This is a genomic window from Pseudomonas sp. WMBT8, assembly GCF_050916005.1.
Lineage (GTDB): Bacteria > Pseudomonadota > Gammaproteobacteria > Pseudomonadales > Pseudomonadaceae > Aquipseudomonas.
Window position 1 is genome coordinate 2824060 of sequence record NZ_CP188096.1, and the last position, 26151, is coordinate 2850210.

General features: G+C 62.4%; 23 protein-coding genes. 12 read left to right on the forward strand and 11 right to left on the reverse strand.

All coding sequences use genetic code 11. The features are described from left to right. Nucleotides 1-96: 96 nt before the first annotated feature. Nucleotides 97-1455: a glutathione-disulfide reductase gene (gene gorA, locus ACO77H_RS13325; RefSeq protein WP_432755664.1), complete on the forward strand. Its 1359-nt coding sequence runs from the start codon at nucleotides 97-99 to the stop codon at nucleotides 1453-1455. Here gorA and ACO77H_RS13330 read toward each other — a convergent pair whose 3' ends face one another. After that, nucleotides 1456-2463, reverse strand: a complete 1008-nt coding sequence (locus ACO77H_RS13330; RefSeq protein WP_170058064.1) for a DNA-binding protein — start codon at nucleotides 2461-2463, stop codon at nucleotides 1456-1458. 196 nt (nucleotides 2464-2659) lie between these two features. Here ACO77H_RS13330 and ACO77H_RS13335 point away from each other — a divergent pair, with 196 nt between their 5' ends. The 3 genes from ACO77H_RS13335 (at nucleotide 2660) to ahpF (ending at nucleotide 5968) form a co-directional block, all read left to right on the forward strand. Further along, a complete protein-coding gene (locus ACO77H_RS13335) occupies nucleotides 2660-3592 on the forward strand; it encodes a site-specific integrase (RefSeq protein ID WP_170041534.1) in 933 nt (310 codons plus the stop codon). Nucleotides 3593-3724: 132 nt separating this feature from the next. Next, complete coding sequence (ahpC, locus tag ACO77H_RS13340) at nucleotides 3725-4288, forward strand: alkyl hydroperoxide reductase subunit C (protein ID WP_010210361.1); 564 nt, start codon at nucleotides 3725-3727, stop codon at nucleotides 4286-4288. Between the two features lie 126 nt (nucleotides 4289-4414). After that, a complete protein-coding gene (gene ahpF / locus ACO77H_RS13345) occupies nucleotides 4415-5968 on the forward strand; it encodes an alkyl hydroperoxide reductase subunit F (RefSeq protein WP_432755665.1) in 1554 nt (517 codons plus the stop codon). A 127-nt stretch (nucleotides 5969-6095) separates the two neighbouring features. Here the strand turns inward: ahpF and gloA are convergent, their stop codons facing one another. Further along, nucleotides 6096-6617 carry a lactoylglutathione lyase gene (gloA, locus tag ACO77H_RS13350; RefSeq protein ID WP_169955837.1) on the reverse strand — a complete coding sequence of 174 codons (522 nt, stop codon included), beginning with the start codon at nucleotides 6615-6617 and terminating at the stop codon, nucleotides 6096-6098. A gap of 200 nt (nucleotides 6618-6817) precedes the next feature. Between gloA and ACO77H_RS13355 the strand changes: the two genes are divergently transcribed. Then, entirely contained in the window at nucleotides 6818-7354 is a 537-nt protein-coding gene (locus tag ACO77H_RS13355) for a DUF4946 domain-containing protein (RefSeq protein ID WP_262376899.1), read from the forward strand. Between the two features lie 202 nt (nucleotides 7355-7556). On the opposite strand, the gene ACO77H_RS13360 is transcribed toward ACO77H_RS13355, so the two are convergent. Next, nucleotides 7557-7922 carry a histone-like nucleoid-structuring protein, MvaT/MvaU family gene (locus tag ACO77H_RS13360; RefSeq protein WP_038441053.1) on the reverse strand — a complete coding sequence of 122 codons (366 nt, stop codon included), beginning with the start codon at nucleotides 7920-7922 and terminating at the stop codon, nucleotides 7557-7559. A gap of 198 nt (nucleotides 7923-8120) precedes the next feature. Continuing rightward, complete coding sequence (locus ACO77H_RS13365) at nucleotides 8121-9662, reverse strand: EAL domain-containing protein (RefSeq protein ID WP_169955839.1); 1542 nt, start codon at nucleotides 9660-9662, stop codon at nucleotides 8121-8123. A gap of 366 nt (nucleotides 9663-10028) precedes the next feature. On the opposite strand from ACO77H_RS13365, the gene ACO77H_RS13370 reads away from it, so the two are divergent. The 6 genes from ACO77H_RS13370 (at nucleotide 10029) to hppD (ending at nucleotide 17102) form a co-directional block, all read left to right on the forward strand. Continuing rightward, nucleotides 10029-10592 carry a fimbrial protein gene (locus ACO77H_RS13370; protein WP_432755666.1) on the forward strand — a complete coding sequence of 188 codons (564 nt, stop codon included), beginning with the start codon at nucleotides 10029-10031 and terminating at the stop codon, nucleotides 10590-10592. Between the two features lie 28 nt (nucleotides 10593-10620). Next, complete coding sequence (locus tag ACO77H_RS13375; protein WP_432755667.1) at nucleotides 10621-11370, forward strand: fimbrial biogenesis chaperone; 750 nt, start codon at nucleotides 10621-10623, stop codon at nucleotides 11368-11370. An 18-nt stretch (nucleotides 11371-11388) separates the two neighbouring features. Continuing rightward, the gene (locus tag ACO77H_RS13380; protein WP_432755668.1) at nucleotides 11389-13992 is read left to right on the forward strand and encodes a fimbria/pilus outer membrane usher protein; all 2604 of its coding nucleotides are present in this window, start codon (nucleotides 11389-11391) and stop codon (nucleotides 13990-13992) included. Then, the gene (locus tag ACO77H_RS13385; protein ID WP_170041528.1) at nucleotides 13989-15014 is read left to right on the forward strand and encodes a fimbrial protein; all 1026 of its coding nucleotides are present in this window, start codon (nucleotides 13989-13991) and stop codon (nucleotides 15012-15014) included. Before ACO77H_RS13380 ends, ACO77H_RS13385 begins: the two co-directional genes overlap by 4 nt. Then, nucleotides 15011-15730, forward strand: coding sequence for a fimbrial biogenesis chaperone (locus tag ACO77H_RS13390; RefSeq protein WP_432755669.1), 720 nt, complete (start codon nucleotides 15011-15013; stop codon nucleotides 15728-15730). Before ACO77H_RS13385 ends, ACO77H_RS13390 begins: the two co-directional genes overlap by 4 nt. 295 nt (nucleotides 15731-16025) lie before the next feature. Continuing rightward, nucleotides 16026-17102, forward strand: coding sequence for a 4-hydroxyphenylpyruvate dioxygenase (hppD, locus tag ACO77H_RS13395; RefSeq protein ID WP_057440066.1), 1077 nt, complete (start codon nucleotides 16026-16028; stop codon nucleotides 17100-17102). Between the two features lie 118 nt (nucleotides 17103-17220). Here the strand turns inward: hppD and rarD are convergent, their stop codons facing one another. Continuing rightward, nucleotides 17221-18102 (reverse strand): EamA family transporter RarD, encoded by an 882-nt coding sequence (gene rarD / locus ACO77H_RS13400; protein ID WP_169955848.1) that lies wholly within the window; start codon nucleotides 18100-18102, stop codon nucleotides 17221-17223. 133 nt (nucleotides 18103-18235) lie between these two features. Between rarD and ACO77H_RS13405 the strand changes: the two genes are divergently transcribed. Continuing rightward, nucleotides 18236-18712, forward strand: coding sequence for an Lrp/AsnC family transcriptional regulator (locus ACO77H_RS13405; RefSeq protein WP_432755670.1), 477 nt, complete (start codon nucleotides 18236-18238; stop codon nucleotides 18710-18712). A 33-nt stretch (nucleotides 18713-18745) separates the two neighbouring features. On the opposite strand, the gene ACO77H_RS13410 is transcribed toward ACO77H_RS13405, so the two are convergent. From ACO77H_RS13410 to ACO77H_RS13435, 6 genes are read right to left on the reverse strand one after another with little or no spacing between them, the layout of a single operon-like run. Then, a complete protein-coding gene (locus tag ACO77H_RS13410; protein WP_170041526.1) occupies nucleotides 18746-19756 on the reverse strand; it encodes an aldo/keto reductase in 1011 nt (336 codons plus the stop codon). A gap of 54 nt (nucleotides 19757-19810) precedes the next feature. Beyond that, the gene (locus tag ACO77H_RS13415) at nucleotides 19811-20983 is read right to left on the reverse strand and encodes an acyl-CoA dehydrogenase family protein (protein ID WP_432755671.1); all 1173 of its coding nucleotides are present in this window, start codon (nucleotides 20981-20983) and stop codon (nucleotides 19811-19813) included. A gap of 8 nt (nucleotides 20984-20991) precedes the next feature. After that, the gene (locus ACO77H_RS13420; RefSeq protein WP_432755672.1) at nucleotides 20992-22632 is read right to left on the reverse strand and encodes a dipeptide ABC transporter ATP-binding protein; all 1641 of its coding nucleotides are present in this window, start codon (nucleotides 22630-22632) and stop codon (nucleotides 20992-20994) included. Continuing rightward, nucleotides 22629-23480 carry an ABC transporter permease gene (locus ACO77H_RS13425; protein WP_170041523.1) on the reverse strand — a complete coding sequence of 284 codons (852 nt, stop codon included), beginning with the start codon at nucleotides 23478-23480 and terminating at the stop codon, nucleotides 22629-22631. The genes ACO77H_RS13420 and ACO77H_RS13425 overlap by 4 nt, the downstream gene beginning before the upstream one ends. Beyond that, a complete protein-coding gene (locus ACO77H_RS13430; protein ID WP_170041522.1) occupies nucleotides 23477-24805 on the reverse strand; it encodes an LLM class flavin-dependent oxidoreductase in 1329 nt (442 codons plus the stop codon). Before ACO77H_RS13430 ends, ACO77H_RS13425 begins: the two co-directional genes overlap by 4 nt. Before the next feature lie 14 nt (nucleotides 24806-24819). Further along, complete coding sequence (locus ACO77H_RS13435) at nucleotides 24820-26061, reverse strand: acyl-CoA dehydrogenase family protein (protein WP_170058072.1); 1242 nt, start codon at nucleotides 26059-26061, stop codon at nucleotides 24820-24822. Nucleotides 26062-26151 lie beyond the last annotated feature (90 nt).

Below are 26151 nucleotides of genomic sequence, written 5' to 3' on the forward strand. Positions count from 1 at the left end.
GCATGGCCTGTTGAGTCTCAAGAAAGCCACCTTCGGGTGGCTTTCTGGTTTTTTGGGTACAAGCGGGTATCCTGATGCCCTGCCGAGGAGAGTGAAATGGCCTACGATTTTGATCTTTATGTAATTGGCGCCGGTTCCGGTGGCGTTCGGGCGGCACGCTTTGCCGCAGGGTTTGGCGCGAAGGTCGCCGTGGCGGAAAGCCGCTACCTGGGCGGGACGTGTGTGAATGTGGGCTGTGTGCCGAAAAAGCTGCTGGTCTATGGCGCGCACTTTGCCGAAGACTTCGAGCAGGCCAGCGGTTTTGGCTGGTCCCTGGGCGAGGCGGACTTTGATTGGGCGACGCTGATCGCCAACAAGGACCGCGAGATCAATCGCCTCAATGGCATCTACCGCAACCTGCTGGTCAACAGTGGCGTGACCCTTCACGAAGGCCACGCGCGCCTGACCGGGGCGCACGAGGTCGAGATCAATGGAGAGCGCTTCACCGCCAAGAATATCTTGATCGCCACTGGCGGCTGGCCGCAGATTCCCGAGATTCCGGGGCACGAGCACGCTATTGGCTCCAATGAGGCGTTCTTCCTTAAAGAGCTGCCCAAGCGTGTGCTGGTGGTGGGCGGTGGTTATATTGCGGTGGAGTTTGCCGGGATTTTCCATGGCCTGGGCGCACAGACATCGCTGCTGTATCGCGGCGATCTGTTCCTGCGTGGCTTCGATGGTGCGGTGCGCCAGCATTTGCAGGAAGAGCTGACCAAGCGCGGCCTGGACCTGCAATTCAACGCCGATATCGCGCGTATCGACAAACAGGCCGATGGCAGCCTCAAGGCCACCCTGAAGGACGGTCGTGTGTTGGAGGCCGATTGCGTGTTCTACGCCACCGGGCGGCGTCCGATGTTGGACAACCTGGGCCTGGAGCACACCGGGGTCAAGCTGGACGAGCGTGGTTTTGTCGCGGTCGACGACCTGTACCAGACCGCCGAGCCTTCGATCCTGGCCATTGGCGACGTGATCGGTCGCGTGCAGTTGACGCCTGTGGCATTGGCCGAAGGCATGGCCGTGGCGCGTCGCCTGTTCAAGCCGGAGCAATACCGCCCGGTAGACTACGCGATGATCCCGACGGCGGTGTTCAGCCTGCCGAACATCGGCACCGTAGGCTTGAGCGAAGAGCAGGCTAGGGCCGATGGGCATAATGTGCAGATCTTCGAAAGCCGCTTCCGGCCGATGAAGTTGACCCTGACCGAGTGCCAGGAGCGCACCCTGATGAAGCTGGTGGTCGATGCCGACACCGACAAGGTGTTGGGTTGCCACATGGTCGGGCCGGAGGCGGGCGAGATCGTCCAGGGCCTGGCGATCGCCCTCAAGGCGGGGGCGACCAAGCAGCATTTCGACGAGACCATCGGCGTGCATCCTACGGCGGCGGAAGAATTCGTCACCATGCGCACGCCAGTGGCTGGCTGATCAGGCCTGGGCCGCTGCCTCTGGCGTCGTTGCAACGACGGCAGCCAGGCGCAGCGCCTCGATGGTGGCCTGGGCCTTGATCAGGTCCAGTTCCACGGCTTTGTAGCTGTGCTGTTGCTCGGCCAGTGCCTCCTGGCGTGACTGGCTGTCCAGCACCGCTACCCGCAGGCGCTCCTGGAGCAGGGTGCGTTCGCTGTCGATCACGCTCACCTGTTCGCTCAGCTTGAGTTGCTGGGCCTGAGCCTTGCGGCTTTGCTCCTGCAGGGCAGCCAATTCCTTCGCCGTAACCCGGTGTTCAATCAATAGCCGCTCATTGTCGCGATGCAGTTGGGTGATCTCGTCCTGGCGCACCAGGGCGCTCTGCTGTGCCTGGCGCAATTCAGCCTGCAGTTGTTGCAGTTGGCCTTCGTGGCGGCGCTGCTCCTGTTCGCGCTGATCCTTGATGGCATTGCGGTAGTGCTCAAGGGCATCGCGGGCGTGCAGGTGCTTTTCTTCCAGCGAACGAATCTGTTCGTCCTTGTCCGAGAGCCGTAGCTCGTAGTCGCTGCACGCCTGGCTAAGCCCGGCGTTACGGGTTTGCTCGGTCTGCAGGCTGGTGCTGGCGGTTTGCAGCGCGGCGCTTTCTTCGGCGAGGGCGGTGCCCTGGATATCAAATTGCTGCTGGAGTTGGCTGTGTGCGGCTTCAAGCGCTTCTACCTGGGCGAGCAGGGCGCTTTTTTGCTGTTCGAACTGGGCCAGGGCCAGGTCGATGGGCTCCTGGGCTTTCTCTTTCAGGCGCTGGGCCAGGCGTGTCACCAGTTCGCCGAGCTCGTCGTCGATGGGGGCTTCGGTGATGGTGAGGCGGGTTTCGCTCTCGTCGAGCTCTTTTAAATAGCGGTGAATGGTGGTTTTCGAGCCGGTATTACCCATTTCGATGCGCACCGCATCAATGCTGGGGTTTTCGCCGCGGGCGAGAATTGCCAGGCGTGCCGTCTGAACTACTGCTTTGTTGATGCCACCGCGAGCCATGGGGTCTCCGTCGATTTGATACTGTGGTATGTATTATGTATATACATACTATATCACGAATTAAAACACGTTGAAATTTACCATTTAACAGATGGGATATTGGCGTATTATCCCGTGTCATGACTTGCCGGACCCTCTCCGGGCGCAGTCCCCGTACACCAACCTCTGTAGGAGCCGGCTTGCCGGCGATCGCGGCATGAGTGAACTAGATCGATACCTGAACGCCGCCACCCGCGATAACACCCGTCGCAGCTATCGCGCTGCCATCGAGCACTTTGAGGTGAGTTGGGGCGGCTTCCTGCCTGCCACCAGCGACAGCGTGGCGCGATACCTGGTGGCCTATGCCGGGATGCTAGCGGTCAATACGCTGAAACTGCGGCTCTCGGCGCTGGCGCAATGGCACACCAGCCAGGGTTTTCCCGATCCGACCAAGGCGCCGGTGGTGCGCAAGGTGCTCAAGGGCATTCGCGCCTTGCACCCGGCCCAGGAAAAACAGGCCGAACCCTTGCAGCTCCAGCATCTGGAGCAGGTGGTCGGCTGGCTTGAGCGCGATGCCGAGCAGGCGCGGGCAGAGGGCGATCGACCGCGCTGGCTGCGTGCCAAGCGCGACACGGCCTTGATCCTGCTGGGCTTTTGGCGCGGCTTTCGCAGTGATGAGCTGTGCCGTTTGCAGATCGAGCATGTCCAGGCGGTACCAGGCGCGGGCATCACCCTGTACCTGCCGCGCAGCAAGAGCGACCGCGAGAACCTCGGCCAGACCTATCAAACCCCGGCGCTGCTGCGGCTGTGCCCGGTACAGGCCTATAGCGAATGGCTGAGTGCCTCGGCCCTGGTGCGCGGCCCGCTGTTTCGCGGGATCGATCGCTGGGGCAACCTGGGTGAGGAGGGGTTGCATGCCAACAGCGTGATCCCGCTGCTGCGCCAGGCCCTCGGGCGGGCCGGCATTGCCGCCGAGCAATACACCAGCCACTCCCTGCGCCGTGGCTTTGCCACCTGGGCCCATCGCAGCGGCTGGGATTTGAAGTCGCTGATGACGTATGTCGGCTGGAAGGACATGAAGTCAGCCATGCGCTATGTTGAAGCGACGCCCTTTCTTGGCATGACTCAGGCCCGCGAACCGCTGCTTTAAGATTTCTTCTATTAATACAGCTGGTTGATAGCCAAAACCAATCGCAAGCATCAGGTTTGCCAATGAGCCATCGGCGATGAGACTGGGTAGGATTCACCCATCAACTTACTAACCCCTGACGGAGAGTCAACGATGCCTATCATCAACAGCCAAGTAAAACCGTTCAAAGCCACCGCTTACAAAAACGGCAACTTCGTAGACGTGTCGGACGCTGACCTGAAAGGCAAGTGGTCTGTCGTGTTCTTCTACCCAGCCGACTTCACTTTCGTCTGCCCAACCGAACTGGAAGACCTGGCTGACAACTACGCCGAATTCCAGAAACTGGGCGTCGAGATCTACAGCGTGTCCACCGACACCCACTTTGCCCACGCTGCCTGGCACAACACCTCGCCAGCCATCGGCAAGATCCAGTACACCATGATTGGCGACCCGACCCTGACCATCTCCCGCAACTTCGACGTGCTGATCGAAGAAGCTGGCCTGGCAGACCGTGGCACCTTCGTGATCAACCCTGAAGGCCAGATCAAGATCGTTGAGCTGAACGACGGCGGTGTTGGTCGTGACGCTTCCGAACTGCTGCGCAAAATCAAGGCCGCCCAGTACGTTGCTGCCCACCCAGGCGAAGTGTGCCCGGCCAAGTGGAAAGAAGGCGAGGCTACCCTGGCTCCGTCCCTGGACCTGGTCGGCAAGATCTAAGTCTGTGAAGTATCAAGGGCGGATTGCCGCACCTTAAGTAAGCCGCACCGCCCTCAAAAACGCCCGGGCGAGATTCGCTCGGGCGTTTTTTTTTACCGAATTGATTTGAAATAGGAAATCGCCCGTATGTTGGACGCCAATCTTAAAGCTCAGTTGAAGTCATACCTGGAACGGGTCACCCAGCCGATCGAGATCGTCGCCTCCCTCGACGACGGTGCGAAATCCCAGGAAATGCTTGCCCTTTTGCAGGACGTAACCAGCCTCACCACGCTGATTAGCCTGAAAACCGATGGCAATGACGCGCGCAAGCCATCGTTCTCCATCAACCGCCCGGGTGCCGATATCAGCCTGCGTTTTGCCGGCATCCCCATGGGTCATGAATTCACTTCGTTGGTGCTGGCCCTGCTGCAAGTCGGTGGCCACCCGTCGAAGGCCAGTGTCGAAGTGATTGAGCAGATTCGCAGCCTGAAAGGCGAGTTCAGCTTCGAGACTTACTTCTCGCTGTCCTGCCAGAACTGCCCGGACGTGGTCCAGGCGCTGAACCTGATGGCTGTGCTCAACCCGAACATCCGCCACGTCGCTATCGACGGCGCACTGTTCCAGGCTGAAGTCGACGAGCGCCAGGTCATGGCAGTGCCCAGCGTCTACCTCAACGGTGTGAACTTCGGCCAGGGCCGCATGGGCCTGGAAGAAATTCTCGCCAAGCTCGACACCAGCGGTATCGAAAAAGCGGCCGAGAAAATCAGCGCCAAGGACGCCTTTGATGTACTCGTCGTCGGTGGTGGCCCGGCAGGTTCTGCCGCGGCTATCTACGCCGCGCGTAAAGGTATCCGCACGGGGGTGGCCGCCGAGCGTTTTGGTGGGCAAGTGCTGGACACCATGTCCATCGAGAACTTTATCTCGGTACAGGAAACCGAAGGCCCGAAACTGGCCAGCGCCCTGGAAGCCCACGTGCGTCAGTACGACGTGGACATCATGAACCTGCAGCGCGCCAGCAGCCTGATCCCGGCGAAAAATCCCGGTGAGCTGCACGAAATTCGCTTCGAGAGCGGGGCGAACCTCAAGTCCAAGACCGTGATCCTGGCCACCGGCGCGCGCTGGCGTGAAATGGGCGTGCCGGGCGAGCAGGAGTACAAGGCCAAGGGTGTGTGTTTCTGCCCACACTGCGATGGCCCGCTGTTCAAGGGTAAGCGCGTGGCGGTGATCGGCGGCGGTAACTCCGGTGTTGAAGCGGCCATCGACCTGGCCGGTATTGTCAGCCATGTCACGTTGCTCGAGTTCGACAGCAAGTTGCGCGCCGACGCGGTATTGCAGCGCAAGCTCTACAGCCTGCCGAACGTTGACGTGATCACCAGTGCGCTGACCAGCGAGGTCAAGGGTGATGGCCAGAAAGTCACCGGCCTGGCCTACAAGGACCGCGATACCGGCGAGTTCAAGACCATCGACCTGGAAGGCATCTTTGTGCAGATCGGTTTGCTGCCCAACACCGATTGGCTCAAGGGCACGGTGGAGTTGTCGCCCCGTGGCGAGATCATTGTCGATGCCCGTGGCGAGACGTCACTGCCAGGCGTGTTTGCCGCAGGTGACGTGACTACGGTGCCGTACAAGCAGATCGTGATTGCGGTGGGCGAGGGCGCCAAGGCTTCCTTGAGTGCTTTTGATCACCTGATCCGAGCGTAAGGCCTGAAACTAAAAAACCCATGAGAGATCATGGGTTTTTTGTGGCCGTTGCTTTTGTGGGCGCTGGCTTGCCTGCGGTGCAGGCAAACACCACGGTGATACCCTCCTGCTGGGGCATCAAGCCGGTTTACAGCGGTGCTGGCTGGATGATCTCAACCCAGTACGCGTCCGGGTCCTTGATAAACGCCAGGCTTTTCATGCGCCCATCCGTCAGGCGCTTCTGGAAGTCACAGCCCAACGCTTCAAACCGCTCGCAGGCCGCCACGATATCCGGCACCGAAATGCAGATATGGCCAAACCCGCGCGGGTCGGTGTTGCCATTGTGGTAGGCAAAGTCGGCATCGTTCTCGGTGCCGTGGTTGTGGGTCAGTTCCAGGATGCCCGGGATCGACTTCATCCACTGGGTACGTGCGGCGGCATCGGCTGGGATCTGCGCCTTGTCGACCAGGGCGAGGAAGTACAGGCTGAATTCGGCTTCCGGGAAGTCGCGCTTTTCAACCAGGGAAAAGCCCAGGACGCGGGTGTAGAAGTCCAACGACTTGGTGATGTCCTTGACCCGCAGCATGGTGTGGTTGAACACGAAGTTCGCAGTGGCGGTGTCGGGTTGGGCGGTGACGCCCGGGAAGGTGTTCAATTCGTGCAGGCTCATGGGCCCTCCAGAAAAAAATGGGGCAGACGCGGCTCGTGACTTGAGCGGTCCTTTGGCTTGCGGCTGACAGGCATCCGTGCAGCCGGGCCATGATACGCAAGCCGCGCCAGCCACGCCAAATGAAAAAGCTGACACGGGCCTTGCGACTATCCTACGTGCAGGCTCAAACTTTGCGGCTTGAACTCCGAGTATTTTTTGCAATGAGCCGACTGAACAAACCGCTGTTGAGCACCGTGTGCCTGATCTTGGCCAGTACTGCTGTGCTGGCGGCAGATCCCGAGATTCACTGGCCCAGCGGCTGGCAGGTGGAGGAAGTGGTGGCGGATGCCGATGCACCGGCCACACCGTCGCCGGTATCTCGCCAACGTGCGATAAAGAACAACGAAAACGGCGAGACACAGATGGTCATGGAGCTGACGGGCACCCCGATCGAGCCTGGGCATGTGGTCAATCTGCAAGGTGTGCTGCTGGAAATGCGCAAGTCCATCCAGAAGGACTTTGCCCGCAGTGGTTATCAAAGTGTCTGCAACAAGATGCACCCGACTACCTTGAGTCATCTTGAGGCCCTGGAAACTACCTGCGTGATTACCGAGAATGGTCGGCATGTGCTCTCGCAAACACTGATAGGCGCTGTTGATGCGAATAAGGCCTATGTTTTTTCATACGCCGGGCAAGCTCAAGCCTATGAGTCGAGCAAGGAAGAAGTCAGTGAGGTACGTGCAAGCCTGAAACTTTGATGGGCGATGGCTAGATGCCTGACATGGCGCAGTTACAAAAAAACACATAACTATAAGGGCGCAGCGTACAGCCACTGGTCGGTGAATTTGTACCAAGTGGAATGTGTTTAGAAGTCCACGTTCCAAAGCCACGGGCCGCGAAATCGCAGTGCACAAACAAAAAAGCCCCGCATCTGCGAGGCTTTTTATTAGTGCGCCGGTATTAGCCGCGCAACCAGGAATCTACAGTGGCGGCGCCATACTGTTCTTTCCAGGCCTTCAGGCCGCGGTGGTTGCCGCCCTTGGTTTCAATCAGTTCGCCAGTGTGTGGGTTGTGATACACCTTGACCACGCGTGCGCGGCGGGTTTTAGGTGCGGCTGCCGCTTGGATTCCCGATTTGCCCGGGTTTGGATCAAGGATGGAGATGATGTCACGCAGGCTCTTGCCGTAGGTTTTCATCAGCCCTTGAAGCTTTTCTTCAAATTCGATTTCTTTCTTCAAGCCAGCATCGTTCTTCAGGGATTCCAGCTGGGCGAGCTGCTCTTGAAGGGCTTTTTCTGCGGCACGAAATTCGGCGAGTCTGGACAAAATATTTACTCCAATAGTGTATTTGGCTGATACCAACTGTAAACAAAGCTATAAGCCAAGAGCCTCGGCATGACTCGGTAAAAGTGGCTCTCCTGCCGATTCAGCACAGGCAGGAAAAATTGTAGTAGTTAATGAGCCACGAGTAAATCATGTCCTTTGTATAAATAACAATATTTCATGATGATGCTAGATCGATATTCAAGCACCACGCAAAGACTTAATGAATGCGTCAAAAGGCACTGGGCGGCCAAACAGGTAACCTTGCAAAAAGTCCACGCCTTGCGCTGCCAGATAATCGCATTGCTCTTGGGTTTCCACGCCTTCGGCGACGATGCCCAAGTCAAGCTTGCCCGATAACTCGATGATGCTATCGAGTATATGCCGCGATAAAGCATCGGCCCCGATCATTGCCACAAAGCTTTGATCAATCTTCAAGTAGTCAACATTGAAGTTACGCAAATAACCCAGGCTGGAGTGGCCGGTGCCGAAGTCATCAATGGCGATCATCACCCCCAGTTCGTGCAGGGCCTGGAACAACTGGCGGGTCACGTCGGTGGGCTCGATCAGTTCGCGTTCGGTCAGCTCCAGGGTCAACAGGACTTGCCCGGGCTGGAAGGCCGCGAGGAATTCCCGACAGTCCTGCACCAACTCCAGGTCCTGGCAGTGCCGGGCGGTGATATTGATCCCCACATGGAAATTACCGCCCAGGCGATCGGCATGGGGTGCCAGCTGTGTGGCCACCTGGCGCATCAATGCCCGGGTCATGGGCACAATCAGCCCTGAATGCTCGGCCAGGGGAATAAACAGGTCCGGGCGAACCAGGCCTTCTTTTGGATGCTTCCAGCGCATCAGCACTTCACAGCCGGCCCATTGCAGGTTGTCACCGCGCACCACCGGTTGGTAATAGGGCACGAACTCATTGGCGCCCAGCGCCCGCTGCAGTTCATGGGTCGGTGCGCTGGAGCGCTTTTGCAGCCAGTGCGCGAGCACGCCGGCCAATACGCCGAAAAACACCAGCAGGCTGAACAGTGGCGGGTACCGGGCTTGCATGTAACGCCAGACTTCCCCTTCGGGCATGCCGGCCTCCACGCTGTAGGCGTAACGCTGGGAGTCGAGGTGGTGATGGGCCACGGCAAACACCGGTAGCGCAGTGTCGCGCACTTTGCCGTCGCTACCCAGCCAATTGGGCCCGACCTGCAATACCAGGTCGGCATAACGGCTGATCAGGCGCAGGGCGTTTGTCAGGTGGTAACCGTCAATCGAGGCAAACGCCGCTTTGTCGCCGTCCACCAGCCGATAAACCAACAAGGCGGTATCGGGGGTGACGGGGTTGCCCTTCATCAGCCACAGGCGACCATTGACGTAATCGTCCGGGTTGACCGGTGACACATAGTCGCCGCCAAACAACGAGCTGCAATAAATGGACTTTTTAAACGACAGGGTGGTTGCACGGACAAAGGGGCGCCGGGTGACTTGCTCGCGCAGCGCCAGTTTTGCCGCATTGTCACAGTCCTGGCCCGCCAGCGGCAGTAGGTCCTGGGCGGCGAGGGCGGTGTTGTCGAGCATCAGGTCGAATTGGCGCACGGCCTCGATAGCCGTCTGCGCGGTGCTGTTTTCCAGGGTGCGCTGGGCCTGCAGGTACAGGATCACCACCCCTAGCAGAATCGGCAGCATGCCGCACAGGACCGTGATCAAGTAGCGGGCGGCGCGCTTGCGCGGGCCTTTGATGGTGAGTGGCATTTACGCGGCCTGTAGCAGAATGAGGGAGGGGCCTGGCAACGGCTACAGGCGAGGCGTCAGATACACGAATGAAATGATAGTTGCCCTATGGAAATAAGCACTTTAAACGCGTTGACCTAGCTACTTGGCCAGTTGTGCGTGTTTTTCAACCTTGCCAAACTTTGCAACATATTTTGACGAGGAAAAGCTGATTGGTCTATTGCGTTATTGCCTGGATCAATGCTTGTCAAAAAAACTGCAGCCCCATATAGACGCTGCATTCAAAAACCAACTCTTTCGCGTCATCAAGCCCAAATTTCGCGGGCGGGCTTATGCCTGCGTGGCGTTTGAGCGGGGCTCGATCTAACACATAGGAACACGTGCGTAATGAAAAACAATGTCCTGGCCATTGCCCTGCTGCTTGCTTGTGGTTTCGTCATACCTACGGCCTCTGCTGCCGACGGCACCATCACCCTGACCGGCGAAATCACCGGCACCACCTGCACCATCAGCGGTGGAACCGGCGGTGCCCCAGGCTCCGGGGCGAACTTCCCGGTAGTCCTCGACAAGGTCCAGGCCAGCGCCCTGTCCACGGCGGGGGCAACCGCCAGCTCCAAACCGTTCTTTATCCACGTGGGCGGCGGCGCCAGTTGCGCAGATGCGACCAAAGTGGCGGTGCTGTATGAGAGCACCAGCCCGGCCATCAACCCGGCCACGGGCAATTTGCGCAATACCGCGCCCAAGACTGCGGCGGCCAAAGTGGAAGTGCAAATTGTCGACGGTGCAACCCAAAGGCCCATGGATTTGCGCAGCGGCCACGCCTCGACCACGGCCACGGTCACCGGCGGGCTGGCGACCATGCCCTTTGCGGCACGTTACATCGCCACCGGCGGCGCGGCGGGAGTCGGGCTGGTGACTACGGCGGTGCAGTACTCGGTGATCTTTCCCTGATCGCCTGAAAAAACCGAGGGTACGCAGCATGGGTTGCCTATCACGCCTAAAGGTTGCGCTGTGCCTGTGCCTGGCCTTCGCGCAGGCACAGGCCGGGGTGATCCTAAGTGGTACACGCCAGGTCTACGCCGAGGTGCGCAGGGAAATCACCGTACAGGTGCGCAACGATGATCAACAGGCCGCACGCCTGGTGCAGGTGTGGATGGACGACGGTGATGCACGGCAGTTGGCGGAACACAGTGAGGTACCGTTCAGCATCAGCCCGCCGGTGTTTCGCCTGGACCCGGGTAAGAGCCAGTCCATACGCCTGGCCTATACCCGGGAGCCGCTGGCCGGGGACAGGGAGTCGCTGTTCTGGCTCAACGTGCTGGAGGTGCCGCCCCAGACCCGACCGGCGCAAACCGAGGCCGAGGAGGAGCGCCAGAACCAGCTGCGGTTTGCCTTTCGCATTCGCACCAAGGTGTTTTTCCGGCCCCGGGGCCTGGCGAGCAACGCCCATGATGCGCCGGGGCAACTGACCTGGACCTTGCATACCGGCAAGCCGGCGGTGCTGCGGGTAACCAACCCGTCGCCCTTCCATGTGACATTCCATGAGGTCGCGCTGGTGATGGGCGGCCAAGCGGTGCCCACCGAACAGCAAGGCATGGTCGCGCCCTATGCCAGCCTCGACCTTGCCCTGCCTCCTCTGGTGCAGACGGTGCCCGCCGACGCCCGGGTGCAATTCCAGTACATCGACGATTTCGGTGGTTTCTCCGTGCCGCGCTGGGCGCCTCTTTAGTAACGCGAAGCCTGACTTATGTTTTTTTACCTGCAACGGTGGGCGCGGGGGTGTATTGCCCTGCGTGCCCTGTACTTTCCCGCAATGGTGGTGGCCTTGATCTGCCCCGAGGTCCTGGCAGCTTCGGTCACCTTCGACCTTGAGGCGTTTTCCAGTGGCCTTGCAGCGGGCGTGGATATTTCCCGCTTCAACCGCCACGACACCCTGGCGCCCGGCAAGTACCGGGTCGATGTACTGCTCAACGGCGCGCCTGCCGGGCGCCATGCGTTGGACTTTATTGCGGTGCAGGACGACGTCGTGCCGTGCCTGGACTGGCCGCTGTTGACCCGACTGGGCGTGGCGCCAAACCAGCCCGCCTCCCCAGGCCCATTGTGCGGGGATCTTGGCCAATGGATCCCCATGGCCTCCAGCAGCGTCGATAGCGGTGCGCTGCAGCTGGCCCTAAGCGTGCCCCAGCTCTACCTGACCCCGACGGCCCGTGATGCCATCGACCCCCGCCAATGGGACGAAGGCATCAATGCCGGCTTGCTCAGCTACAACTTCAGCGCCTCGACCATGACCGCCGGCAGTGGCGAAGACCGGGCCTACCTGGGGCTCAACACCGGCCTCAACCTCGGCAGTTGGCGTTTGCGCCACCAGGGCGCGCAGGCCTGGAACTCGCGAAGCGGTGCCGAGCGCTACCAGAGCAGCGCGATCTATGTGCAACGCAGCCTCGCGGCCTGGCAATCGCGCCTGACCCTGGGCGACAGCTTCAGCAGTGGGCAGATCCTGGAGAGTACCCGCATGCGTGGCCTCAGCCTGGGCACCGACGAGCAAATGCTGGCGCCTTCGCAACAGGGTTATGCGCCAGTGGTGCGAGGAATGGCCGACAGCAACGCCACCGTCACCGTCAGTCAGAACGGCTATACGCTCTACGAAACCACCGTGGCCCCCGGTCCGTTTGTGATCAACGACCTGTACCCCACAGGTGGCGGCGACCTGAGCGTCAGCGTCAAGGAAATCGACGGTCGCCAATACAGTTACAGCGTGCCGTTTTCCGTGGCACCGCACCTGCTGCGGCGCAGCGCCAGCCGGTACGGCATGACCCTGGGCCAGGTCCGCCAGAATGGCGTCGAGGGCCGGGCCCCCCTGGCGTTTGAAGGGACACTCCAGCATGGTCTGCTGGACGACCTGACGCTGTATGGCGGCAGCAGTTTTTCTGAAGGTTACGCCCAGGGCAAAGCGGGTGTGGCGCTGAATACCACCCTGGGTGCATTTTCGCTGGACGCCACCGATTCGCGCACGCATGTCCCTGGGCAGGGGGTGCTGTCGGGGCAGAACGTCGGCCTGGGCTTCGACCGGCAACTGTCGCAAACCGGTACGCACCTGGTATTGGGCGCCTATCGTTTTTCCACCGAGGGCTACCTGAACCTCACCGACGCAGTCAATGTGCGGGAGCTGGGGCGCCGGGGCCAGGATATTGGCAGCTACGCCCGGCAAAAGACGCGCCTGGACCTGACCATCAGCCAGCAGGCGGGGGCGGGCACCCTGGGGTTCTATGCCAGTTCGACCCAATACTGGGGCCCGCGCCTGGGGCGCGAAACCGCGTATCACCTGAGTTATGGCGCCAGTTGGCGCCGCCTCAACTGGAACCTCAGCGCCCAGCGTTCGCGGGTCCAAGCCCCAGACCGGAGCAATCATCAAGACGAACACGCGCCGGTATTGCTGGCCCGTTCGGATAACGCCGGCCACGTCGATAATCGCGTGATGCTGACAGTGTCCCTGCCCCTGGGCAGCAGCCCGCGCGCACCGAGCCTGACCAGCACCTTGATTCGCAGTACCGGAGGCAGTCGCGGCAGCCAGCAACAACTGGGCATCAACGGCATGCTCGATGATGACGCCACGCTCAACTACGGCATCGCCGGCACCCGCGCCTCGGCCGAGGGGGCGAGCCAGGGCAGTTTCAATGCCTATGCCGGGTACAACGCCAGCACGGCCGCCCTGCGGCTGGGGTATGGGCAGAACCGCGACAGCAGCCAGCTTTCATTGAGCGCCGACGGCGGCCTGGTGGCCCATGCAGACGGCCTGACGTTCTCGCACTACCTCGGCGAGGCGGCCGCCCTGGTCCATGTGCCCGCTGCCCAGGGTGCACGGTTGAGCAATGGCAATCACCTGCGGGTCGACCGCAACGGCTACGCCGTGGTGCCGTCGCTGCGGGCGTTCCAGGCCAATACCGTGGGTATCGACCCCGAGGGCAGCGCCTATGACGTGGAACTGCAAGAGACCAGCCAACGCATCGTGCCCACCGCCGGGGCCATCGCCCGCTTGAGCTTTGCCACGGTGGTCGGGCGGGCAGTGGTGGTCAAGGCCCTGCGCGAGAACGGCAAGCCGTTGCCATTCGCCGCCCAGGTGTTTGATGAGCACGGCAGCGAAGTTGGGGTGATTGGCCAGGCCAGCAAGGCCTTTGTCAGGGGCATTGCCGAGCAGGGCACGCTCACTGTGAAGTGGAGCGAGACCGCCGCTGACCGTTGCTACATCCACTATCACCTGCAACCCCAGGCAACGCGGCGCCAAGCCCACGCCGACCTGTTGCAAGGGCAATGCGTAGGCGTGGCGGCCGGGCGCGAGGTGACCGCACGATGAGCGCCAAGGCATGCCTTCTTGGCCTGCTCGCGCTGCTGGCCGCCGCCGAGGTGCACGCCAATGCCAGTTGCACGCCCGCGCCTCCCGTGGCGCTTTCGATTGCCTCCATCAGCGTGCCGGCTAACCCCCGGGTGGGCCAAGTGCTGGGCGACCCCCAGGGCTATGCGCTGCAATCCCCAGACGCGCAGGATTGCACCTATGGCGTGGGCGTGAGCGTGGATCATTGGTCGTATATCAGCGTGGCAAGGAACATGCGCTTTACCGGCAAGTATTTTGGCCACTCCGGGTTATCGCTGCCGATCTTTACCACCGGCCTGCAAGGTGTGGGCTATGGCTTGATGGCACAGGACCGCGATGGCGGTGAATGGAAAAGCATCAATCAAGGCGTGTCGATCCTGCGCGGGCCGCTACGTCCCGGCCTGGCCTCCTGGGGCGTGCGCGTGCGCGTGGTGTTTTTTGTCACCGGTGCGATCCAGGGTGGGGTGGTATTCGCGCAGCCCTTTGCAGAGTTCAGGGTCCATCCTGATTTTCACGCGGTCCATTTGTTCACTTTCGCCACCGTGGTGGTGGGGCCGCCGTTGAAACCTACCTGTTCGGTATCCACACCCTCGGTGCCGATCGATCTGGGCAGCGTGGCAGCCACCGCGTTCACCGGCGTGGGCAGCGTCGCCGGTGGTGCTAGCCGCGAGATTGAGTTGCAGTGCGCGGGCGGCACAGGGGGCAGGCTGGATGTGTGGGTGACACTCACCGACCAAACTCAACCGGCCAACCGTGGCGAGCGCCTGACGCTGACGCAAGATTCCACCGCCCGTGGCCTCGCCCTGCAACTGCTGCACGGCAACGCCGTCGTCAGCTACGGGCCGGACGCCAGTGGTATTGGCAACCCCAACCAATGGTCGGCCGGCAGTACGGGCAATGGCACGGTTCGCATACCGCTGACGGCGCGGTACCTGCAAACCGAGCCTACCGTGCATCCCGGCACGGCCAAGGGACTGGCCACCTTTACCTTGAGCTACCGATGAGCGGGGCCAGGGCACGTCTGGCAGCGGGCGTACTGGGTTGGCTGCTGGCCTGGAGTGCCCATGGGGAAATCGTGCTTGACCGCACCCGCCTGATTTACCCCGCAGCCGTGGGCCAGGTCACGCTCAACCTGAGCAATGAGGCGGATAACCCACGGCTGGTACAGGTCTGGATTGACGCAGGCGACCCCCTGGTGCGCCCTGAATACAGTGACGTACCGTTCACCGTGACCCCGCCGATCCTGCGCATGGACGCCGGCCAGGCCCAGGCGTTGCGCGTGGCCTATGATGGCGAGCCGGCGCAGGGGGGCGTGGAGCAGGTGTATTGGCTCAACGTACTGGGTATCCCGCCGCAGACGGATGCGGCCCACAGCGTGCAGTTCGCCTTGCGCAGCCGCATCAAACTGTTCCTGCGCCCGCCACTGTTGCCAGGGCGAGCGGAGGAGGCCGCCGAAGGCCTGGAGTGGCGCTTGCCCAAGGCGGGCACCCTGCATGTGCACAACGTCAGTGCCTACCATGTGAGCTTGACCAGCATTGTGCTGGGGAGCGAGGGGCGCCAGTACCGCAACGATGATCCGCCGATGCTTGCCCCCCGATCCAGTGCAATCGTTACCCTGCATGGCGCGCCGGGGCAGGCGTCGGGCGTGGCGCTGGTGCACTTCACCACCCTGGACGACCATGGCAACACCCGCACTCATGTAGCGAACACTGTGCAATAAACCCCTTGCGCCCGTACGGGCATAAGGATTTGATAAGGAATACGGACAAAGCTGTTTACGCTGTGTAGAATCCGTTTACGCATACAAGAATAAGCGCCTGTTTCCATGCAGGCCTCGTCCGTCAGAGACGCCCGTAAGAGAATGACTCAACCATGAAGCTACTCGGGTTCCAACTCATCTACGGTGACTTCCTCGCCCGCAGCGTGCGGGGCATTTCCTGTGCGCCACCTGCCCACCTCATCCTTGCTGGCAATTAATTTACTTAATTCTAAAAAAGATGATGAGGCGCCAAATCATGGCAGATCTATACGAAAACCCAATGGGCCTGATGGGCTTTGAATTTATCGAATTCGCATCGCCGACCCCGGGCACCCTGGAGCCGATCTTCGAGATCATGGGCTTCACCAAGGTGGCAACCCACCGCTCGAAAAACGTGCACCTGTACCGCCAGGGCGCGATCAACCTGATCCTCAACAACGAACCCCACAGCATCGCTTCGTACTTTGCCGCCGAGCATGGTCCGTCGGTGTGCGGCATGGCGTTTCGCGTCAAGGATTCGCAACAGGCCTACACCCGCGCCCTGGAACTCGGCGCCCAGCCGATCCATATCGAAACCGGCCCGATGGAACTGAACCTGCCGGCCATCAAGGGCATCGGCGGCTCGCCGCTGTACCTGATCGACCGTTTCGGTGAAGGCAACTCGATCTACGATATCGACTTCGTGTTTATCGAAGGCGTGGACCGCAACCCGGTGGGCGCCGGCCTCAAGGTCATCGACCACCTGACCCACAACGTCTATCGCGGGCGCATGGTCTACTGGGCCAACTTCTACGAGAAGCTGTTCAACTTCCGTGAAGCGCGCTACTTCGACATCAAGGGCGAATACACCGGCCTGACCTCCAAGGCCATGAGCGCCCCGGATGGCATGATCCGCATCCCGTTGAACGAGGAGTCGTCCAAGGGCGCAGGCCAGATCGAAGAGTTCCTGATGCAGTTCAACGGCGAAGGCATCCAGCACGTGGCGTTCCTCACCGACGACCTGATCAAGACCTGGGACGCGTTGAAGAAGATCGGCATGCGCTTTATGACTGCGCCGCCAGACACCTACTACGAAATGCTCGAAGGCCGCCTGCCAAACCACGGCGAACCGGTGGAGCAGTTGCAGTCGCGGGGTATCTTGCTGGACGGCTCGTCCGTGGCCGGCGACAAGCGCCTGCTGCTGCAGATCTTCTCGGAAACCCTGATGGGCCCGGTGTTCTTCGAATTCATCCAGCGCAAGGGTGATGACGGTTTCGGCGAAGGCAACTTCAAGGCCCTGTTCGAATCCATCGAGCGTGACCAGGTCCGTCGTGGTGTGTTGACCACCGACTGACATGGCTTTTTGTAGGAGCGAGCTTGCTCGCGATGGACGTCAACGATAACGCGTACTGCCTGAGGTGCGCGGTGTCTTTGAGTCCTTCGCGAGCAAGCTCGCTCCTGCAGTTATTGGGTCAGGCTCTACGCTGGCGCATCAGGTGCTTGAACCCCTCGAACACCAGCACCATCACCGCCAGCCAGATCGGGATGTAGGTCAGCCATTCACCCGGCCCGATGCTTTCCCCCAGCAGCAACGCCACCCCCAGCAACAGCACCGGCTCCACATAGCTGAGCAGGCCAAACAGGCTGAACGCCAACAAGCGGCTGGCGATGATGTAGCACACCAACGCCGAAGCACTGATCAGCCCGAGCATCGGGATCAACCCATATAGCCCTTTGTGTGCATCCAGCACGGCGAAGCCCTGTTCGCCACTTTGGACAAACCACAGCGCCACCGGCAGCATCAGCGCCATGTCCAGCCACAGGCCGCCCAGGTGGTCGGTCGCCAGGCGTTTGCGCAGCACGAAGTAGATGGGGTAACCGATGATCACCAGCAGCGTGGCCCAGGAGAAGCCGCCCACCTGGTACAGCTCGTTGAGCACGCCAATCGCCGCGAACACCACCGCGATCAGTTGCAGCCGCGAGAGCTTTTCGCCATACACCAGGCGCCCGGTCAGGACCATCGTCAGCGGCAGCAGGAAGTAGCCCAGGGACACATCCAGGCTGCGGCCGTTAAGCGGCGCCCACATAAACAGCCACAGTTGCACGCCCAGTAGCACCGACGACAGCACAATCCCACCGATCAGTCGTGGCTTGCCCGCGAGCAATCGCAGCAGTTCCCACACTTGGCGCCACTCACCGCTGACCACCATGAACACGGTCATGCACGGCACGGTCAGCAACATGCGCCAACCGAAAATCTCCAGGCCACTCAATGGCGTGAGCAGTGATGTGAAGTAATACATCACGGCAAACAACACCGAGGCCGCTACCGATAAAACAACGCCTTTAGACACGCAGTCCTCGCCAAACCGATTCAAACAAAAGAGGGGGGAATTTCAGGTGGGAATATATTGCTTTTGAGGTGAGACGTTTGCTCTGTTTTGCGGCATCTTATGGGAAATTTTCTCACGCCCAAGGTTCGCCAGCATGCCCGTCAGCCCCCAGCCGCCCCTGGATGATTTCGACCGCGCGATTCTCAAGCACCTGCAACGCGACAACACCACCGCACTGCGGGTGATTGGCGAGCAGGTCAACCTGTCGACCGCAGCGGTACAGCGGCGCATCAAACGCATGGAGCAGAGCGGGGCGATCATCGCGAATACGGCGGTGGTCAATCAGGATGCAGTGGGCAAGCCGATCACGATCCTGGTGGAGGTGCACGCCGAGCGCACCCATATCGAAGACCTCGATGTGCTCAAGGTGCAGATGTCGATCCCCGAGGTGCAGCAGTGCTATTACGTCACCGGCGATGCCGACTTCATGCTGGTGATCGTGGTGGAAACCATGAAGGCCTACGAAACCCTGGCCCGCACGCTGTTCTACGAAAACCGCAATATCAAATGGTTTCGCAGCATCGTGGTGATGGACCGGGTCAAGGTCAGCCTGGATGTGCCGCTGGGTTGATGTGGGAGCAGGCAAGCCAGCTCCCACAGGGGGTCAGGGGCGGTGAATGCGCCCCGAGACAAAGTGCCCCACATCATTGAACCCCGGTGTCGACGCATGCCCCGGCGTCACCAGTGAGTCAATAAACGCCTCATCCTCCGCACTGATTTTCACATCGAGCGCCCCGGTATAGGCATCCCACTGCGCCTCGGTGCGCGGCCCGACAATCGCCGAGCTGACCGCCTGGTTGTTCAAGACCCAGGCAATCGCAAACTCGACAATCCCCACGCCACGGCCCTGGGTGTATTGCTGGATCTGTTGGGCAATGCGCAGTGACTCCACGCGCCATTCGGTTTCCAGGATGCGTTTGTCCTGGCGTGCGGCGCGGCTGCCGGCTTCGGGGCTGATATCCGGTGCGTACTTGCCACTGAGCACGCCACGGGCCAGTGGGCTGTAGGGCACCACGCCCAGGCCATAGGCCGCCGCGGCGGTGATCTGCTCCACCTCGGCCTGGCGGTTGACGATGTTGTACAGCGGCTGGCTGATGATCGGCCGGTCGACCCCCAGGCGCTCGGCCACGCGCACCACTTCGGCGATGCGCCAGCCGCGATAGTTGGACAGCCCCCAGTAACGGATCTTGCCCTGGCGGATCAGGTCGCCGATCGCCGAAATGGTGACTTCCAGTGGGGTGTCGTGGTCTTCGCGGTGCAGGTAGTAGATGTCCAGGTAATCGGTGTCGAGCCGGGTGAGGCTGGCTTCCAGCGCGTTGAAAATGCGCTTGCGGTTCAGGCCGCTGCGGTTGGGCAGGCCGTCCGGCGGGCCAAAGCCGACTTTGGAGGCGACGACCCAGTCGGCGCGATGGCGGCTGATGGCTTCACCGACGATTTCCTCGGAGCGCCCGCCGGTGTAGACGTCGGCGGTATCGATGAAGTTGATGCCCTGGTCCCAGGCCTTGTCGATGATACGCAGCGAGTCTTCGGTGTTGGTCTGTTCGCCAAACATCATGGTGCCCAGGGTCAGTGCGCTGACCTTGAGCCCGGACTGGCCCAGTGTGCGGTAAATCATGGTGAACTCCTCAAAAGCGCAGACAGTTGCTATGCAATACCAGAGAGCAAGGCTCTAGAACAAGCCCGACGTCGGTGGCTCGGTGCCCTTGAGCCGATAGGCGCCGACCACCGCGGCTTTCCAGTGCCGGGGATTGTGGTTGGCCACGGTGCGCGCATTGCGCCAGTGCCGGTCGAGGTTATGGCTGCGCCCGGTGGTGGAGGCGCCGCCGACGTCGAACAGCAGCTCGCCAGCCTTGAGTGCCGACTCGGCGGCGATGTATTGGGCCTGGGCCACATCAATAGCGGCGCGGGTCACGGCCTCATGGCTCAACTCCTCGGCCCAGGCCGCGTCGAGGGTGTCGGCGGCGCGCAACACCACCGCTTCGGCGGCAAACGCACGGGCCGAGATCTCACCCACGGAAAACTCCACATAGGGGTCGTCCACCGAGCGGCTGGCGCTGCTGTGCTTGATCGGCCGCGCATGGTCCCTTGCAAAGGCCACCGCATCGTTCAAGGCATTGCGCGCAATCCCGGCCTGCACCGCGCCGAGGAACAGTTGCAGGAACGGCGTGATGATCGAACGCTGGCCTTCCTCCACCACCCGCGTGCGGATTTCCTCGCGGCGCACCAGCACGTTGTTCAGGCGCGTGGTGCCGCTGGCGGTCAGGCGCTGGCCCATGGCGTCGAAATCATCCACCAGCTCCAGGCCTTCGCGGTCACGGGGCACCACGAACGACACTGGCTCCTCGTTTTCATCCAGTGCCACCGCACTGACCCAGTCGGCATACAACGCGCCCGTGCTGTAGTACTTGCTGCCATTGGCGCGAAAGTGCTCGCCCTGGGGCACAATCCGCGCGCTGACCTGGCCGTTGGCGCCACCGATTTCCCAGCCGGCATTGCCGAACACCTCGCCCTGCAAGTAGTGGGCAAACCACAGCTGGCGCTCGGCTTCGGACTTCTGCACCAGCAGGCTTTCGATAAAGGCAAAGCTGGGGCGCAGGGACTGGGCGATATTGGAGTCCACCGCCGCCAGGTCGATGACGAACTGCACCACCTCGCGCACGCTGGACCCGCTGCCGCCGTAGCGCTGGGGAATACGCAGGGTCAGCAGGCGCGCTGCGGCCAGTTGGCGGATCTGCTCATGGGGCAGTTGCCGGGTGCGCTCGCGTTCGGCGGCGCCCTCGGCGATCTGCGGCAATAACACAGCGGCACGCTGCAACAGCTCTGGCACGGACAAAAAGCTCATGACAATCCTTATATGGCAATGGCGTAGGTAATGAAGTGGTGCTCGGGCACCGGGGCGGGCCGGTCGATCTGCGGGATGGCATCGAGCAGGGCGCGGGTGTAGGCATGCTGCGGGTGGTCAAACACATCGCGCACAGGGCCGCTTTCCACCACCTCGCCGTCCTTCATCACCAGCACCCGTTCGCTGACCTGGTTGATCACCCCCAGGTCGTGGGAGATGAACAGGCAGGCCAGTTTCAGGCGTGACTTGAGGTCGGCCAGCAACGCGAGGATCTGCGCCTGCACCGACACATCCAGGGCCGACACCGGCTCGTCGCATACCAGCACCTGGGGGTTGGGCGCCAAGGCGCGGGCAATGGCGATACGTTGGCGCTGGCCGCCGGAAAGCTCCAGGGGGCGGCGCTCGAGCACGCTGGCGTCCAGGCGCACCAGTTGCAGCAGCTCCAGGGTGCGCCCCGGCCATTCCCTGCGGGGCAGGCCGGCCACCTGCAACGCCTCGTTAAGCACGCGGGCCACGGTGTAGCGCGGGTCGAACGAGCTTTGCGGGTCCTGGAACACCACCTGGATGCGTTGGCGCAGTTGGCGCCGTTGTTGATCGTTCAGGGCGCTCCAGGGCCGGCCGTTGAGCCACACATCGCCGGCGTCCGGGCGCTCCAGGCCCAACAGCATGCGGGTGAGGGTGGTCTTGCCGCTGCCGGACTCGCCGACAATTCCCAGGGTTTCCCCGGCGCGCAGGCTGAAGCTGGCGTTGTGCACTGCAACATGGGGCTGGCCGTCGGGGCCGATAAAGGTTTTTTGCAGGTTGCGCGCCTCGATCAACGGCAGGTCGAAGCGCTCGGCGCTGGCCACTTTCGGCGCCGCCAGGGCCGGGCGCTGGAAATGCACCGCTCGCCCGGCCCGCAGTAGCGACTGGGTGTAGGGATGCTGCGGGTCATGCAGGATCGCCTCCACCGGGCCTTGCTCGACAATCACCCCGTGATGCATCACCGCCACCCGGTCCGCCAGGCGCGACACCACCGCCAGGTCGTGGCTGACCACCAGCATCGCCATGGCCTGGGAACGCAGGGACTCCAACAGCGCCAGGACCTGGGCCTGCACCGTGGCGTCCAGCGCCGTGGTCGGTTCATCGGCAATCAGCAGGCGCGGGCCGGCGGCAATCGCCGAAGCGATCAGCGCCCGTTGGCGCAGGCCGCCCGACAGTTGATGGGGGTACTGCAAGGCGCGCAACTCGGGCTGCGGCACGCCGACCGCGCGCAGCAGTTCGATGACCCGTGCCTGGCGCTCATCGCGACCCAGTGGCGTGTGCAGGCGCAGCGGTTCGGCAATTTCCTTGCCTACCGGGCGCAGCGGGTCGAGGGAGCCGAGGGCGTCCTGCATCACAAAGCCGATCTGCGCACCGCGCAGGGTTTGCCAGGCGCGGTCGTCCAACTGGCGCAGGTCGGTGCCGGCAAACGCCAGGCGCGCGGCCTGTACCCGTGAGCCTTCGCCGCTCAGGCCGCTGAGGGTGCGCGAGGTGACAGTCTTGCCCGAGCCGGACTCGCCCACCAGCGCCAGGCATTCACCGGCGGCCAGGCTGAACGATATGCCCTTGATAATCGGCGTGTGGCCAAACTGTACCCGCAGGTCTTGTACCTCCACTAACGTACTCATCGGGATTTACCCTCGCTGCGCGCCAGCCAGTCCCGGCCAAGGGCGGTGATCGACACCACCGTCAGGATGATCGCCACACTCGGCCAGGCGACCAGCCACCAGGCATTGGCCAGGTAGTTGCGGCCCATGGCGAGCATCGAACCCCATTCCGGCGCGGGCGGCGAGGCGCCAAAGCCGAGGAAGCTCAGCGCCGCGCCGGTGATGATGTTGTGGCCGATGCCAATGGTGGCGAGGATCAGGATCGGCTTGATCGCATTGGGTAGCACATGCCGCAACACCACGGCTGCGCGATGCCGGCCGAGGGTGGTGGCGGCTTCGACGTAGGGTGCATCGCGCACCACCAGGGTCTGCGCGCGCACCATCCGCGCAAAGCGCGGGATGCTCGCCACGCCCACTGCAATCAGAGTGATCCACAGGCCCTGGCCCCAGAACGTGATGATCACCAGGGCCAACAGCAGGTCGGGAAAGGCCAGCAAAACGTCGATCAGGCGCATGATCGCGCCATCCACCAGGCGCGGGCCGAGGCCGGCCGCCAAGCCGAGGATGATCCCGGCGCCCAGGCCGATGGCCGTGGACACCAGGCCCATCAACAGTGAAGGACGCACCCCGTGGATCAAGCGGGCGAGCACATCGCGCCCGTTTTCATCGGTGCCCAGCCAGTGGCTGGCGCTGGGTGGCAGGTAGGCGTTGCGGGCGGCGGCGGCCAGGGGGTCGACGCCGGTCAGCCAATGCGGCACGAGCGCCGCGATCAACAAGCCAATCACAAACAGCCAGGCCAGTGACAGGCCGGGGCGAAAGGTGCTCGGCAGCGCCAAGGGCAAGCGCCAGGGCAGGGTATAGGTGCTCATGCCAGGCCCCTCGCATACTGACTCTGTGGGTACGGCAACCCCAAGTGCTCACGCAGCGTGCTGCCACTGTACTCATGGCGGAACACCCCGCGCTTGCGCAGCAGCGGCACCACTTCATCGACAAACACCTCGACCCCCGAGGGAAACATGTCCGGCATGATGTTGAAGCCATCGGCGGCGCCCGCGAGGAACCAGTGTTCGAGGGTGTCGGCCACCTGTTCCGGGGTGCCCACCAGCAGGCGATGGCCGACCAGGATGCGCCGCGACAGTTCGCGCACCGTCAGGCCTTCGCGGCGGGCCAGGTTGAGTTGGGCTTCGAGAAACCCCTGGGAGCCTTTCTCATAGGTGCCCACTTCACCGATCCGCGCCCACGGCAGCGGCGCATCCAACTGCAGTTCCTCGGCGGGGATGCCGATCCGCGCGGCCACTTGCTGAATCAGGCCATGTTCGCCGTGGTAGGCATTGAGTTGATCAAAGCGCGCATGGGCTTCAGCCTCGCTGCTGCCGATCACCGTGGACAGGCCCGGCATGATTTTCAGGTGCTCGGGGTTGCGCCCCCATTGGCGCGCGCGCTGCTTCATGTCGCGGTAGAAGTACTGGCCATCTTCCAGGCTGGTCTGGGTGGTGAAAATCGCATCGGCATACCGCGAACCCAGGGCCTTGCCACCCTCCGATGAGCCCGCCTGCACCAGCACCGGCCGGCCCTGGGGCGAGCGGGGCAGGTTCAGCGGGCCCTTGATGGAAAAATGCCGGCCGACAAAGTCCTGGCTGTGGATCTTGTCGGGATGTGCGTAGCGGCCGTTGCCGGCATCGCCGATGATCGCGTCGTCTTCCCAGCTGTCCCAGAGCTTGCACGCGATGTCGATGAATTCTTCGGCGCGGGCGTAGCGCTCCCCGTGTTGCAACTGGTTGGCCAGGCCGAAATTCTGCGCGGCGGCGTCAGTGGCGTTGGTCACCACGTTCCAGGCTGCGCGGCCGCCGCTGATATGGTCCAGGGAGGCGAAGCGCCGCGCCAGGTTGTAGGGGTCGTTGTAGGTGCTGGAGGCGGTGGCGATCACCCCGATGTGCTGCGTGGCCAGGGCCACGGCGGTCAGCAGGAGGGTCGGTTCCAGGCGGCCTACCGGTTGCGTGGCCACATCGCCCGCCAGGGCCGGGCCGTCGGCGAGGAAGATCGCATCCAGGCAGCCACGTTCCGAGATGCGCGCGATAGTGCGGTAGTACTCCACATCCAGGTAGGCATCGGCCGGCACTTCGCCGACGCGCCAGGCCGCCGCGTGGGCGCCGAAACCGAGGATGTTCATGCCAATGCTCATGTGCTTTTTCATGCAGGTTCCTGGGGTTAGACGGCGCTGGCTTCATCGCGGGCGCTGGCATGCTCGGGGTGGTCGGCCACGGCCTGTTCCTGGGCGGCGCGCCAGGCGGCAGCGGGGCTGACATCGTTGAGGTAGAAGTCACCCAGGGCCCGCTCGCGGTAGATCGCCGGGTTGTGCGAGGCCAGGGTGCGGGCATTGCGCCAATGCCGGTCAAGGCGGCGCACCTGGCTGGTGGCCGAGGCGCCGCCGACTTCGAACAGCAGGCTGGTGGCCTCCAGCACCAGCGGCAGGATCACTTGCTGTGCCTGGTAGGTGCGCACATCCGCATCGACGTATTGCGCCTCGCTGATGGAGCCGTCGAGCACCGCCTCATGGGTGCTTTGCAGCACCTGCGCGGTGGCCTGTACCAGGCTGTCGGCGGCATAGGACAGGCTCGACAGCTTGCCGATCACCCGCTGCACCAGCGGGTCCAGGCGCGGGCTGGATTGCCCGGGGATGCCAAACGCGCGGGTGCGGCCCTGGACAAAATCGACGGCGTCGCGCAACGCGGCGCGGGCGATCCCGGCCAGGGTCGCGAGGTGGAACAGCTGGTAAAACGCCGAGATATACGATTCGGCGCGCAGCTCGCCGGGCTTGAAGCGCCGCAGTACCTGATGCTCGGGCACCGCCACCTGCTCAAAGCGCGTGGTGCCGCTACCGCTCAGGCGCTGGCCAAAACCGTCCCAGTCATCCACGCGGGTCACGCCGGGCGCATCGGTGGGCACCACCACGCTGATAAAGTCGGGCCCGTCGGCGGCGGCCACGGCGATCCAGTCGGCATACAAGGTGCCGGTGCAGTAGTACTTCTGGCCGTCCAGTTGCCAGCCTTCGGCGGTGGGTTTGAGCGTCACCGAGTTGGTGGTGGTGTCACTGCGCTCGGCCATGGCTGCGCCCCACAATTGCCCGGCGACCACCTTGGGGAACCAGTACGCCTGGGACTCGGGGTCCTGGCTCACCAGCCGGCCCTCGACGAAGCCAAAATGCGCGCGCACGATTTGTGGCAGGTTTGAGTCGGCGCTGCCCAACTCAATCAGCAGGGCGAACAGCTCCGGCAGGCTGGCGCCCAGGCCGCCCTGGCTGCGGGGCACGCGCAGGGCGCCGAAACCTGCGGTTTTCAGCCAATCGACGGCGTCGAAGGCCAGGGTGCGTTCTTGTTCGCGTTGCACCGCGCCCTGGGCAATACGCTGGAAAACCGGGGCGAAGCGTTCGTGCAGTGGGGTGTCGCTCATGTTCGATTCCTTACTTGAATACAGTATCTGAAGCTGTCGGTGATCCACTGTAGGAGCGGGCTTGCCCGCGATAGCGGAGGGTCAGTTGAT